Source organism: bacterium (assembly GCA_016708025.1).
In the GTDB taxonomy this organism is placed as follows: Bacteria; Zixibacteria; MSB-5A5; order GN15; family FEB-12; genus FEB-12.
Map to the genome: position 1 here is coordinate 84,532 of JADJGQ010000003.1, position 14,085 is coordinate 98,616.

Consider the following 14,085-nt stretch of genomic DNA (forward strand, 5'->3'; position numbering starts at 1 on the left):
AAATTGTCGTTGCAGCTTCTCCGCTCAACTGCGCGCTATTTGCCGCCGCTGAGCAGACCGATCATGGAACGATGGATACGGCCGTTAGTTGCCAATAAGTCTTCCGAGAAGATCGAGTGCGAGGATCCATCAACGCGACTCGTTTTTCCGCCCGCCTCATCAACCACCACTTTCGCGGCGGCAGTGTCCCAGGGCGCAAGTTTCAGCTCCCAAAATCCGTCGAGCCTTCCCGATGCCAGCCAGCAGAGATCGATCGCTGCCGACCCGGGCCTCCGCACCCCCTGCACCTTTTTGGCCACTCTGGCGAACAGACCAAGGTTATTCCGCTTGGCCGTCCCAATATCGTAGGCAAAACCAGTCGCCATCAGACATCGCTCCAGTCGCGATTCGCTGGTTACTCGTATCCGCTTTTTGTTCAGAAACGCCCCGCCGCCGCTCACCGCCCAGAACAGCTCATTTCGCTCCGGATCAAAGACCGCCCCTCCTGCCAAGCGACCGTCGATCTCAATACCGATCGATACGCAATAGACCGGAAAGCCATGCGCAAAATTGACCGTGCCATCCAACGGGTCGATCACCCAGCGAACTCCGGCGCTCCCGGTGCTGTTTGCCCCTTCTTCGGTCAAGATGGTATGAGTCGGAAACTTCTTGGCGATCGTTCGCGTGATCAGTCGCTCCGACTGCAGATCGACATTCGTGACCGGGTTGATTCGCCCTTTGAATTCGATACTGATACGCTGATGAAAACCGGTCTTAAGTATGCCACCAGCTTTGATCGCCAGCTCGCGCGCAAAAGCGACCAGCCTCTCTGCCTCGCGCTGCCCGACTCGACTTAACTTATCTGACACTATTTGCCTGTGCCTCGGACCCCAGGGTCTGCTTTTTGTACTGCATCTGATATAGCTTATAATAGATGCCGCGCTGTTGCATCAGTTCCGCATGTCCGCCTATCTCGCGGACCTGTCCATGGTGCAGGACGATTATCTTATCCGCCTTCTCGATAGTCGAGAGACGGTGCGCTATCACGATCGAGGTTCTATCCTTCATTAATTCATCCAGTGCCCGCTGGATCAATCGTTCCGTTTCAGTATCCACCGAACTGGTCGCTTCGTCAAGAATCAAAATCTTCGGATCAAAAGCCAGTGCTCTTGCGAACGACAGCAACTGCTTTTGTCCGGTGGACAGGGTCGCGCCACGCTCCCGAATCTCAGTTGCAAGTCCGTTCGGCAGTGCATCCATGAAGCGGCCAAACCCGACCCGCTCCAATGCCTCTTTTACCCGCGCATCCGAAATGCTCCGGTCGCGCAAACGGATATTCCCGGCGTAATCCCCGCTGAACAGGAAGACATCCTGCAACACGAGCGCCAGGTGGCTGCGCAATTCCGCGCTGGGAAGATCACGCAACTCCACTCCATCGACCTTGATCGACCCCTTCTGGTAATCGTAGAACCGATACAAGAGCGAGATGAGCGAGGTCTTCCCTGCGCCGGTCGCGCCCACGACTGCCACCTTCTGTCGCGGCTCGACGGTGAAACTAACATCCTTGAGAACCCAATCCTCTTTCTGGTAGGCAAACCAGACATTGGATATTTCTATCTTCCCACTGAATGTCTGGATATGCTTCGGCGTCGATGTCTCGATGATCGCCGGTTCGGTATCCAAGAGGGCGAATATCCGCTCCGAAGACGCCATGGAGGATTGCAGGATGTTGTACTTTTCCGCAAGGTCCGCGATAGGGCGGTAGAATCGCTGTACCAGCGAAATGAACGCAACCAGCTCACCGAATGTCAGTGTGCTGTCCTGCAGGCGGAATCCGCCATAGTAAAGCAAGAGTGCAAGAGACAGCGAACCGATTATTTCTACCGCCGGGAAGAAAACCGCATAATAAAGCACGGACCGGAAATGGTATGTCTGAAGTTCCTTGTTGATCGAATCGAACTTCTTCCCGACCCGTTCTTCCTGGTTGAACAACTGGACAATTTTGATGCCGGTGACATGCTCCTGCACGAATGCGTTCAATCGGGCGAGTGCAGTGCGCACCTGGCGATAGACATTCCGCACCCGTGAACGGAAGAGCGCTGTCGCGCCTATCAGGATCGGTAGCACCGTAAAGGTGATCAGCGCCAATTCCCAGTTGTAATAAAGCAGGGCGCAAACAATAAAGAGCAGCGTAAAGATATCGCCGATCATCGTCACCACGCCCGAAGAGAACAATTCGTTCAGGACATTGACATCATTGGTGACGCGGGTCAACAATCGTCCGACCGGATTTCTGTCGAAATATCCCAGGTGGAGCCGCTGCAGGTGGCGGAAGATCTCCATACGGATATCATACTGCACCTTCTGCCCCAGCCACATCGTGACAAAGGTCTCGCCGTAGCTGGCGACCAGAGCCAGCGCCATCACGCCGAAATAAAGCAGGATGACCAGCCCGAAACCGTCGGCAATACCGGTCGTGATATAGTCATCGATCGCATGTTGTGTTATGAATGCGAGCGAGATCTGCGCCAGCGACCCAATCAGCAACATCGTGATCGCGACCACCACCCACTTCTTATATGGAGCGAGGTAGTGAAGCAATCGCTTCATCAACCGGGCATCGTACGCCTTACCCAGCGCCTCTTCTTCGTGTATTCCGTTCGGCTGGCTCACAGTTTCTCTATCTCCTCGGCCAGCAACTGGGCGCGATACAATTCGGCATACAGGCCGTTCTGTGCGATCAGTTCGTGATGGTTCCCCTGCTCGGCGATCTTGCCATCCACCAAATAAATGATGAGGTCGGCCTCTTTGACCGAGGACACTCGATGCGAGATGATGAAGGTCGTCCTGTGTCGAAGTGCCGCATGCATCCGTTCGTTGATCTGGTCCTCGGTTTCGGTATCGACCGCGGAGGTTGCATCATCGAGTACCACCACCGCCGGATCGGGCAACAAGGCGCGGCCGATAGCCGTCCGCTGCTTCTGCCCTCCTGAGAGAGTGATGCCGCGTTCGCCGACGACCGTATTATATCCCTCAGGAAACTGCTCAATATCTTTGGTTAAGGCCGAAACTTCGGCAACCTCGCGAACCCGTTCCTCAGCGGCGTCGGAGTCGCCGAACCGAAGATTATCCCGGAGCGAATCAGAGAAGAGGAACGGCTCCTGTGTGGCAAATCCGATCTGCTTGCGCAGCGATGCGAGATCCCAATCGTTCAGGTCAACCCCGTCGATGAACAACATCCCGCGCTTCACCGGGTAGAGTCTTGGCAACAACGAAACCAGAGTCGTTTTGCCGGAGCCGACCGAGCCGACCAGACCGACCGTCATGCCGGACTTCACCTTGAGCGAAATTCCATTAAGAATCGGCAACCCGTCATAGGCAAAGATCAGATTACGGAACTCAATCTCCCCCTTCATCTCGGCGACATGCATCTGCTCGCGGTCATTCTTGACCACGGATTTGGTATTCAGGACATCGTTGATTCGGTCGAGCGAGGCTGTTCCGCGCTGATATAATGATACCACCCATCCGCCGGCCATGATCGGCCAAAAGAGCATGGTGAGATAGGCGAAAAACGCTACGATTGTCCCGAGAGGAATACGACCCTCTATCACATCCAATCCGCCAAAATAGAGGACAGCGAGATTCAACAGTGATGCGACAAAGATCAGCAACGGGAACATGATCCCGTAGAGCTTGGCCATATCCATATTCAGCTTCACGTACTGCTGGCTGATCTTGCCAAAATGCTCAATTTCCGCTTCTTCCTGACGGTACGCCTTGACCACGCGAATTCCCGCCAGGTTCTCCTGAGCCGCGGCAGTCAGAATCGAAAAGTGTTCCTGGATCTTGGAATACTTCTTATGCACCAGATTTCCCAGGCGGTTGACCAGGAATGGCAAAAGTACCGCAGGCATCAGCGCATACAGGGTCAATTTTGGGGAAAGGAAGATCATGAAACTGAGCGCGACCGCGATCGTGACGATCGAGTTGGCGATCTGCATGATCCCCGGCCCGATCATCATTCGGACCGCCTCGAGATCATTCGTCATTTTGGCCATGATATCGCCGGTCCGGTTCCGGTCGTAAAATGCCGGCGACAGCGTCAGCAGATGACTGAAGAGTTCATCGCGAAGATCATACTCCAGTTTGCGGGACATCCAGATGATCGTGCGGCGCATAAAAAAGCGGAAAATGCCGGCCACGGTTGAGAGTCCGAGCATCAGGAGAACGTACCAAAGCACCGTCTCCTGCGGCTCAGCATTCTCCAGAGCGTCAAAGATCAGCTTGAGAACATAGGGGTTGATCAGCAGCAGACCGTTGGCAAACAGCACAGCGATCGCGCCGAAGAACAGGTATCCCCGGTACCCCTTAAGATATTTTGCGAGAACGGCGAAGCGGGATGGTGTGGATTGCAACTGAGCCTCTGGCATAGATATACGTCGTCAAACCCTTCTGTAAAATACGTATAACACAACCGAGGCCTAATAGTTCAGGATATTAGCCAATAAGTGAATCGCTTCAATATTCAGTTGACCCACCATTTCGAGTAGCGGCAAGCCGCAGTAGATCACCTGTCCATCCCCCAATCGGGAGACCGACAGAAGCGAGGCGCCTGATGGCGTTACGAAAATATTCTCAGCCGGTGTCACCACCGCCGCACTAAGCATCTGCTTGCGTTCCAGTTGATCTAATAACCCGCGGTCGGAGATCGCGTACGGTTTGGACAACATGTTGGCGCCAGGGATCCGATTCAGAATATCCCGCCCACTCAACTTCTCGCTCGCCGGCACAAATCCAACCGGCAACGCTGATTCGGGCCAGTCGGTCGGCTGACCGAGGATTATCAACGATCCGCCATGGCGCACGAAGTCTGTCAGACGGTCCCGCATATTCCGCAATGACGGATAATCTCGCGATGATCCCGAGCCGACCACGATCACGTTGTACATGTCGAGATCGGAAGCCGCCAACGAACGATCGGTGATGGGCTGGAAACCGGCGCCGGTCATCCGCAGAATATCCTCGAGCAGACCGGTAGTGTCCGGCAGGAATCCGATCTTGATCTTATCATCGATCTCGCAGGAAGCGATCCGGATGTGTGCGGTATCAGTAGCCACCACTTTGTTATTGGCATGCAGCGACAGTGTCACCGACTGTGTCCCCAATTCGAACAGGTTCGAGATAGTGAAGGGGATCCGCACGACCTCAGACAGCTCCCCCTTGAGCATCTGACGTTCCGTCAAATAGGCGCCGGCAAACATACCGCGCGGTGTTTCGAGCTGCAGTCTGACCGCTCCATAGAAGTGCGGTGGTTTGGTGATCAGCGCTTTCCACGTGCGTGAATCCACTACCTTGTCGACATTCAGTGCCGGAACCGGCGGTATGAACAAAAACGACGGAAGGAAAGAAACATCCAGATCCGGTGCCTCCCAGATCGGCACCGAGGATGATACCGCAAACGGCATCTTCCCATACGCCAGCGAGGCCGAGAAAAGGAGCGACTCCGGCTGCTGCGCTTCCAGCTTCTCCCGGTCAACCTCCACAAGATATTCCCGCACGAAAGTCTGGTGCGGCTGGACTTTCTTGGATTCACCGTCCAGAATCACCACCGTGCTGTCCCAATAGGGCTCGAAGCGAAGTTCATTCAATTCGATCTCGGTTGGACCATCGGAGGCGAGCGTGGCAATGAATTTCACTCGCGGACCATCGGGAGATTCACGCACGACGATCCTCCCCTCCCAGCGCAATCCGATCTCATCTAACGCCAATTCCTGCAATTTGCCGACCTGATCATCAAGATACTCAGCAAATCCAGCAGTCTCCTGCAAACGCGCTTCCGATTTGGCCTGTTGCTGGAAAGTGCGGAGTTCCTGCAGGCCGGTGAGCATATGCTCTGCCCGCTTTTTGCCGTACGACCCGGTGGAGAGACTGATCATCGAAAAGTAAGTCTTGATCCGTTTGCTCAGAGATTCTTTGATCGCTCCGTCGGACAGTCTTCGGCCCACGATACTCCCCAATCGGTTGGTCCCAAGACCGGAGAGAAAATCCCCTTTCGCCGCACCGGCGTCCAGACGGTTCGCCAGCAGTTCATAATGCAGCAACGCTTCACTGCCAGACTGCTTGAAATCAAATCCCGGATAGAGTGTCGGTATCTCCTGCACCATGCGGTCCCGATACCGGTTGGCCAGTTCTCGCGCATTGATACTGACCCCCATCGACCGACCGAGCGAATCAACCTCACGATAGATCTTGCTGATATTGAATAGTCTCACGCTGTCGTATGGCGCCTGGATCAGTTGCACCGCCAGTGACTCCGCCTGCTTGTTGGCTGAGAGATCGCCGATCAATATGATGTCTGGGTAGCGATAGGCCGACAGATCGAAAAGGATCGAATCTACGTACTGTCCAGAGTCCGGCAGAGAGTAGGTATGCAAGTAGAGCTGTCGGTCATCGAGGCCGGACTGGCGGGCCAAGAAGATATCCCCGGGGCGAACTGTCACCAGATCGATCCGCGCTCCATACCAGTCATTCAGGTAATACAGACTGGCCCAGTCGATCGACTGCGGATCATCGTACAGATAGAGCACGCGAAGATCAGATAGTGCGATCCTCGTGTCGACCTCATTCCCGGCCATGGCCGAGGTTGCTAACAGGAGAAGTATGCCAAGCAGGCAGTGCCGGAATGGCCCGCCAAAACGACTGTGCGTGCTGATTCGTCCCATAGGGAAAATATAGGACTATGCTCAACGAGAAGTCAAAATTGAAAAACTACGGTTATTCGAGGATATCCTCATCCTCGGCCCGCCAGGCAGGGTCGACTATACAGAGAAAAACCAGGTCGGTATGGCCAATATTGGTGATAGACTGGGTCGCGTGCGGGGGGATCTCAATGGCATCACCGACGGTAACATCGGCGGATTCGCTGTCGATCGCCATTCTCCCCTCGCCTGCCAGGATGTAGTAGACCTCGCTGGTGGCAAGGCGGTGTTTGAAGGTCGTCTCCCCCGGCTTGACGGTCGCATGGGCGAGAGAGTAGCGACCATCGAATGGGTACCCCTTGTCCGGATGCAGCAGCTCCCGGAGTCGGGTGTTGTCCCCGGCGATGATCTCGGGGCAATTGGTCAGTCGTCGAATTCTCATACGCAGAAAAAAGCCCCGCATGAGCGGGGCTCTCTATCTTCAGATCACCTGATTCTCTCTGAGCTTCTTGAACAGATTCTCCGCGATCTCTTCCGGAGTCGCGCCAGTGATCATCTCGCCCTTCGCCCGCGGCGGAGGTGGAGACACCTTGACCGTCTTCGTACCGGACTTCGCGCCGATACCGTCGCCGGAAAGCCCGAGCTCTGCAGCCGACCACTTGATGATCGTTTTCTTCTTGGCGGCCATCTTACCTTTGAGCGACGGAAGACGCGGTTCGTTGATCTCTTTCACCACCGACACCACCGCCGGAAGAGCCAGTTCAACGACATCGTATCCTTCTTCAGTCGTACGGAAGACCGTGACTTTATCTGCGGCAACCGCTTCGAACTTTTTCACGAACATCGCCTGGGGCAGATCAAGATTGGCAGCGACTGCCGCGGGGACCTGCGATGAATCAGAATCAACCGCCTGTTTCCCGGCAAGAATCAGATCAAACGAACCGAGCTTTTTCAACCCGGCGGCGAGGATCTTGGCGATCGCCTGCTGGTCGGAGCCCGTAAACAGGTCATCCGCCAGAAGGTAGGCATCATCGGCGCCCAGGGCGAGACAGTCACGCAAGGCGGATTCAGCGCGATCGGTGCCCACGGTTATCACGACGCACGTGCCGCCATGCTTTTCTTTTATTCTCAGTCCTTCTTCGAGCGCATATTCATCAAACGGATTCACAATGCCGGGTCCCTGCGGGAGCACCACTTGATTGGCCGCCTCATCAACTTTGATCAGCGCGATCTCGGGAACCTGTTTGACCAGAACGACGATATTCATCTTCTCAACCTTTCGCCAATAACGAATGAGCCGCCAATATCAGAAATAGAGATTGAATTGTCAAGGGATTGCTCTGGAATTGAATTGAGATAACGGGAAGACAGCCAACAGATTACCGGCACGGCCGGGTTACTTCTCCAGCGTTTCGAGCGCCTGGCTGGCAGCTTTTTGCTCTGCCTCTTTTTTGGAGGACCCCACCCCTTCGCCTACCTTTTGTCCACCGATCGTAACGATCACATGGAAGGTCTTCTCGTGATCCGGTCCCTCCTCAGAAACGACATCATAACGCGGTACCCCTTCCCCTTTCGCCTGAATCAATTCGAGCAAATCCCCCTTATAATTCCGCTGAGAAGTGTCGGTCAGGATCTTCTCGCGACGCGTGTAGATGGAACGGAGCACGATATCGCGTGCGGCATCAATGCCGCCATCCAGATAGACCGCGCCGATCACCGCTTCAAAGGCGTCGGAGATGATCGAGGCGCGCTCTCGTCCGCCGGCCCTGTCTTCTTCCGCCGATAAGCGGATGAACTTATTCAAGCCGATCTCTTTCCCCAGTTGGCAAAGGGTCGTTTCGTTGACCAGCATCGCTTTGGTCTTGGTGAGATTCCCCTCGGATTCGCCGGGGTTATCTTTGAAGAGTTGGTCCGAGATGATCAGGCCGAGGACGGAGTCGCCGAGGAATTCGAGTCGTTCATTGGATTGCTGATCGTGATTGGTGGAGCGGGCATAAGAGCGGTGGGTCAGGCCGAGCAAAAGCAATTGTTTATCGCGGAACTGGTATCCCAACAACTGCTGAACCCCCTCTAACCGAGGGTCCTCAGGTGGAATTTCGGTTGCTCTGAAGAACCGACTGACTCTGTCCCACAAACCCATTTAGACAGTACCGTTCAATTTTCCTGCGACTAAAGAAACGTTATGGCCGCCAAACCCGAATGAGTTGCTGACAGCGTAGGTGACATCCCATTTCCGTTTCTGATTCGGCACATAATCAAGATCGCACTCCGGATCAGGATCATCGAGATTGATCGTTGGATGAACCCAGCCGGTCTCGATCGACTTCAGGCAGGCGACCAGTTCGATCGCTCCTGCGGCACCGAGCAGATGGCCCGCCAGTGACTTGGTGGAGTTGCACGGCGTTTTGTGTGCATGTTCACCCAGTACCGTTTTGATCGCGCGCGTTTCAGCGATATCGCCAAGGTCGGTCGCGGTTCCGTGCGTATTGATGTAGTTGATCTGCTCGGGTTTCAACCCGGCATCGCGGATCGCGAGCTTCATCGCACGGGCCGCCCCCTCGCCATCCGGGTGAGGTGCGGTCATATGGTATGCATCGGCGGTCATCCCAGCTCCCAGGATCTCACCGTAGATGCGCGCTCCGCGTTTCTGAGCGTGTTCGAGCGATTCAATGACGAGAAGCGCCGAACCTTCACCCATGACAAAACCGTCCCGTCCTTTGTCGAACGGACGCGAGGCCTTTTCCGGCTCTTCATTTCGGGTCGACATCGCCCGCGCCTGGCAGAAACCGGCCATCGAGGTCGGCGTGATCGTCGCTTCGGCTCCCCCTGCGATCATCACATCCGCTTCGCCACGTTGCACGATGCGGAACGCATCGGCAATCGCGTGTGCCGAGGATGCGCAGGCAGAGACGGTCGCGTAGTTCGGGCCTTTGAAGCCAAACCGCATCGACACCATGCCTGCGCACATATCAATGATCATCATCGGAATGAAGAACGGCGACACACGACCCGGACCCGAGGTCACCAGGGTCGAATGCTGCTGCTCAAACGTCGTGATCCCGCCGATTCCCGACCCGATCACCACTCCCGCGCGCTCCAGGTCGATCGACGCAACGTCGAGTCCGGAATCCCGCATCGCCAGTTCACTCGCCACCAGCGCATACTGCTCGGCGAGATCCATGCGGCGGAGTTCCTTCTTGTCGATGAAAGCGGCCGGATCGAAATTCTTCACTTCTCCGGCAATTTTCGTGGTGTAATTGGCGGTGTCGAAACGCGTCACCAGTCCGACGCCGGACTTGCCGGCCAGCATATTCTCCCAGGCTTCTTCGATCGAATTGCCAATTGGAGAAACAACTCCCAGACCAGTGACAACAGCGCGTACTTTCATTGCTCTCTACTTCCGATGAGGTTCAACCAAACCTGCTCAGGCAGGCTTGGCGTTGGTCTTGATGTAGGTGATGGCATCGCCGACCGAAGTGATCTTCTCAGCATCCTCGTCCGGGATCTCGAGAGAGAATTCCTCTTCGAGCGCCATGACCAGTTCGACGGTGTCAAGAGAATCGGCACCCAGGTCCTCAACGAACTTGGCGCTTTCCGTGACCTGTCCGGCTTCGACGCCGAGTTGCTCAACGATGATCTCTTTGACTCTTTCTTCCACTGACATGACTGATCTCCTTACTATGGTTGTCCAATTCTTAAATTACACGGTCAAGCCGCCATCGACCGTCAGTACCTGCCCCGTAATGTATGATGCATTATCGGAGGCGAGGAAAAGGACGGCGGCGGCTACATCATCAGGAGTGCCGGATCGCGGGATCAGCACATTATCCAGAAACGCCTGTCGCGCGGCGGCAGGCAGATTGTGAGTCATTTCGGTCTCAATGAACCCGGGAGCAACCGCGTTAACGGTGATCCCCCGCGTGCAGAGTTCTTTCGCCGACGATTTCGTCAGACCGATCAATCCAGCCTTGGAGGCCGAGTAATTCGCCTGACCGGCATTACCGGAGATGCCGACGATCGAACTGATATTTACGATACGGCCGGAGCGCTGTTTCATCATGATGCGCGCGACCGCTTTGGTGACAAGAAACGCCCCTTTCAGATTGATGTCAAGGACCATGTCCCAGTCCTTTTCATCCATCCGGATCATCAGCGTATCACGGGTTACCCCCGCGTTATTCACGACAATGTCGACCCGTCCAAACCGGTCGAGCGTCGCCTGAAAAAGCGCGTCGATATCATCCGACTTGGTCACATTTGCTCTCACGCCGATCGCGTTTGGCGATATTTCTTTCGCCACCTGTTCGCACAGTGCCTGATCGAGGTCGGTGATAACCACATTGGCGCCGAGTTTGGCGAACGCTTCCGCCAGCGAACGACCGATGCCGCGCGCCGAACCAGTGATCACAACTACCTTGTTGCTAAAATCCAGCATCAATTCCCTTCTAGGCGCTGACGGTTGAGATCGCTTTGATATCGTTTAACGTATCGAGATTGAGCGTCTGCTCGAGCTGCATCTCGCGCTTGGCCATTCCGGTCAAAACTTTGCCGGGACCAACTTCGATCACTCTGGTCACTCCTTGGCCGGCGAGGTAACTCATCGTCTGAGCCCAACGCACAGGAGCGGTCACTTGTTCCACCAACAGCTTTTTGATCTCATCGCCGGTCGCGGCCGGCTGGGCAGTTACGTTCGCCACCACTTTCTGCCGTGAGGGGAGGATCACCATATCAGCGAGATACGCCTGCAATCCATCGCGAGCGGAGGCCATCAGAGGCGAGTGGAATGCGCCGCCAACCTCGAGCATGATCGCGCGCTTGGCGCCTGCCGCCTTGGCCAGTTCGCATGCTTTCTGTACCGCGGCAATATGACCGGAGATAACTGTCTGATTATTCGAATTGTAGTTCGCGGGGACCACTGTGCCTGCATCCGACGCATCGGCACAGACTTTTTCCAGCGCGGCATCATCCAGCCCCATGATCGCTGCCATTGTGCCGGGATTCTTGACACAGGCTTCTTCCATTAATGCCGCCCGACGGACCACCGCCGCGATAGCATCGGTGAAGCGCAGTACTCCGGCCGCCGCCAACGCGGCATATTCGCCGAGTGAATGTCCCGCCGCAAAATGAAACTGCGGCAATTCATTCTGCAGGACGGTCAACACCGCCAATGAATGCAGCATGATCGCCGGTTGGGTGAACTTGGTCTTCTTCAGTTCTTCCGCCGGACCTTCAAAGGAGAGATGAGCAATATCGGCTGACAGTTGGTCAGCGGCAAACTCATACAGCCGTCGAACATCGGCAGAATGCTCATATAGATCTTTCCCCATCCCCACGTATTGCGAGGCCTGGCCGGGAAAGAATAGTGCAGTTTTGCTCATGCTGTTTACCACCTCACCAGGGCCGAGCCCCAGATCATCCCGCCGCCAAATGCCACCATCAATACCAGGTCGCCAGACTTGATCCGTCCGGAGCGGTTCGCTTCATCCAGAGCCAGCGGCACTGATGCCGACGACGTGTTGCCGTACTTCTCAATATTGATGAATACTTTTTCCGGATTCAGATTGAGTCGCTTCATCAACGATTCAATGATCCGCATGTTCGCCTGATGCGGAATGAACAGCGAAACATCTTCCGGTTTATACCCGGCATCCTCGATCACCTTAACCGCGGCCCGTCCCATCTCTTTGACCGCGACTTTAAAAACATCGGTGCCGCTCATGTATATCTTATCACTGCCGTCAAAAGCGAAGTCGGGCGTGTATGGAAACTTGTTCCCTCCGACTTTGGAGCAGAGCCAATCACGCATCCGGCCGTCGGACTTCATGAAGCTGGCAAGGATACCGGTTCCATCGGTGGAAGGCTCCACGACCACTGCTCCGGCAGCGTCACCGAACAACACACAGGTGGTGCGGTCATTCCAGTTAGTGAAAGATGACAGTTTCTCTGAGCCAATGACCACTATCTTTTTATGCATTCCGGATTCGATGAATCCTCGGGCGATAGTCAGGCCGTTGATGAATCCAGTGCATGCGGCCACGATATCAAAGGCGACCGCATTGACCAGTCCGAGCTTTTCTTGAATAAGACAACCATTGGATGGCAGCGTGTAGTCAGGTGTGACTGTCGCATCAATGATCATTTCGACATCTTCCGGAGCGCAATTGGCCATAGCCATGGCGTTACGCGCGGCCTCGGTGGCCATATCGGCGCAGCTGATGGTTTCATCGGCAATACGTCGCTCGCGAATCCCGGTACGTTCGAGGATCCACTGATCGGAGGTATCGACTATCTTCTCGAGATCAGCGTTGGTCATCCGCCGAGGCGGTGTAAATGATCCCGTTCCCGTGATCTTCGCGCTTATCTTTTGAGCCATTGTTTTTACCGAAGTGGTTGGTTATCAGCTCGTCATGGATACGCTGCTTGATCTTTTTGGCGTGCATTTCAAATGCTATTTTAACCGCGTTGAATATCGCGCGGGCGTTTGACGATCCATGACAAATTATGACGATCCCGTTGACACCCAGCAGCGGCGCGCCACCCGCCTCTGCGTAGTCGAATGAATTCTTGATCCGGCGGAGAAATGGCGCCATCAACACGACGCCTATCCGCGAAAAGATATTGGTCTGTATCTGGCGACGGACAGCCTTCATGAGAAATGGCTGCACTGATTCGCCGAACTTGAGCAGGACATTGCCGGTGAAGCCATCCGTGACCGCAACATCGACCGTCCCATTCATCACATCGCGCCCTTCGATATTCCCGACGAAATTCACCGTCTCGCTCTTGAGCAACTGTTGCTGGGCCGCGAAGATCAGTTCATTCCCCTTGGAACGCTCTTCGCCGATCGACATCAGCCCGACTCGCGGCGCTTCGATATTGAAGAGAATCGATGAATAGACCGACCCCATGACGGCAAACTGGGCAAGGTGGTGCGGTTTGCATTCGGCATTGGCGCCGACATCAAGTACCACACACGGACGGCTGGAACTGCTGGGGAAAACGGCGGTGATCGCCGGTCGACTGACCCCTTCGATACGTCCGAGGGTCAGCAATGAGGTCGCCATAACGGCGCCGGTGTTGCCGGGTGAAACGAACGCGTCCGCCAGGCCCCGCTTGTGCGCCTGGAGTCCGACCGCAATGGAACTATCCCGCATTTTGACACCGTCGGTCGCCGCCATCAACATGGTGACTTCCGACTCGGCATGATGAACGGAGACGTTTTTCGGCAGATCCCGGACATGGTCAAGGATCTTCTTGATCTGTTCCTGGCGACCGACAAACAGAACGTGAATAGCGTCGCCGAGGCGGCGAGCTGCTTCCAGCCCCCCCTCTATGATCGCCTGCGGGCCACCATCGGCCCCCATAACGTCAAGTGCGACCGTGCAAGTCTCACGTGTGCTCATCA

At 55.4% G+C, this 14,085-nt stretch carries 13 protein-coding genes; all 13 read right to left on the reverse strand.

Features of this window, described 5'->3' with window-relative positions:
- Window positions 1-35: 35 nt before the first annotated feature.
- A complete protein-coding gene (locus IPH75_11570) occupies window positions 36-848 on the reverse strand; it encodes an inositol monophosphatase (GenBank protein ID MBK7142706.1) in 813 nt (270 codons plus the stop codon).
- On the reverse strand, window positions 838-2,589 hold the full coding sequence (locus IPH75_11575) for an ABC transporter ATP-binding protein (protein ID MBK7142707.1): 1,752 nt from the start codon (window positions 2,587-2,589) through the stop codon (window positions 838-840). Before IPH75_11575 ends, IPH75_11570 begins: the two co-directional genes overlap by 11 nt.
- A gap of 59 nt (window positions 2,590-2,648) precedes the next feature.
- Window positions 2,649-4,412, reverse strand: coding sequence for an ABC transporter ATP-binding protein (locus IPH75_11580; protein MBK7142708.1), 1,764 nt, complete (start codon window positions 4,410-4,412; stop codon window positions 2,649-2,651).
- Window positions 4,413-4,463: 51 nt separating this feature from the next.
- Window positions 4,464-6,704: a hypothetical protein gene (locus IPH75_11585; GenBank protein ID MBK7142709.1), complete on the reverse strand. Its 2,241-nt coding sequence runs from the start codon at window positions 6,702-6,704 to the stop codon at window positions 4,464-4,466.
- A 52-nt stretch (window positions 6,705-6,756) separates the two neighbouring features.
- Entirely contained in the window at window positions 6,757-7,122 is a 366-nt protein-coding gene (locus tag IPH75_11590) for a cupin domain-containing protein (protein ID MBK7142710.1), read from the reverse strand.
- A gap of 39 nt (window positions 7,123-7,161) precedes the next feature.
- Window positions 7,162-7,947, reverse strand: a complete 786-nt coding sequence (locus IPH75_11595; protein ID MBK7142711.1) for an electron transfer flavoprotein subunit beta/FixA family protein — start codon at window positions 7,945-7,947, stop codon at window positions 7,162-7,164.
- Between the two features lie 129 nt (window positions 7,948-8,076).
- The gene (gene rnc / locus IPH75_11600) at window positions 8,077-8,733 is read right to left on the reverse strand and encodes a ribonuclease III (protein ID MBK7142712.1); all 657 of its coding nucleotides are present in this window, start codon (window positions 8,731-8,733) and stop codon (window positions 8,077-8,079) included.
- A gap of 87 nt (window positions 8,734-8,820) precedes the next feature.
- Window positions 8,821-10,068, reverse strand: a complete 1,248-nt coding sequence (gene fabF / locus IPH75_11605; GenBank protein MBK7142713.1) for a beta-ketoacyl-ACP synthase II — start codon at window positions 10,066-10,068, stop codon at window positions 8,821-8,823.
- 36 nt (window positions 10,069-10,104) lie between these two features.
- Window positions 10,105-10,344 carry an acyl carrier protein gene (gene acpP / locus IPH75_11610; protein MBK7142714.1) on the reverse strand — a complete coding sequence of 80 codons (240 nt, stop codon included), beginning with the start codon at window positions 10,342-10,344 and terminating at the stop codon, window positions 10,105-10,107.
- Between the two features lie 36 nt (window positions 10,345-10,380).
- The gene (fabG, locus tag IPH75_11615; protein ID MBK7142715.1) at window positions 10,381-11,115 is read right to left on the reverse strand and encodes a 3-oxoacyl-[acyl-carrier-protein] reductase; all 735 of its coding nucleotides are present in this window, start codon (window positions 11,113-11,115) and stop codon (window positions 10,381-10,383) included.
- A gap of 10 nt (window positions 11,116-11,125) precedes the next feature.
- Complete coding sequence (gene fabD, locus IPH75_11620; protein MBK7142716.1) at window positions 11,126-12,058, reverse strand: ACP S-malonyltransferase; 933 nt, start codon at window positions 12,056-12,058, stop codon at window positions 11,126-11,128.
- 5 nt (window positions 12,059-12,063) lie between these two features.
- Window positions 12,064-13,041, reverse strand: a complete 978-nt coding sequence (locus tag IPH75_11625; GenBank protein MBK7142717.1) for a ketoacyl-ACP synthase III — start codon at window positions 13,039-13,041, stop codon at window positions 12,064-12,066.
- The gene (gene plsX / locus IPH75_11630) at window positions 12,980-14,083 is read right to left on the reverse strand and encodes a phosphate acyltransferase PlsX (protein MBK7142718.1); all 1,104 of its coding nucleotides are present in this window, start codon (window positions 14,081-14,083) and stop codon (window positions 12,980-12,982) included. Before plsX ends, IPH75_11625 begins: the two co-directional genes overlap by 62 nt.
- Window positions 14,084-14,085 lie beyond the last annotated feature (2 nt).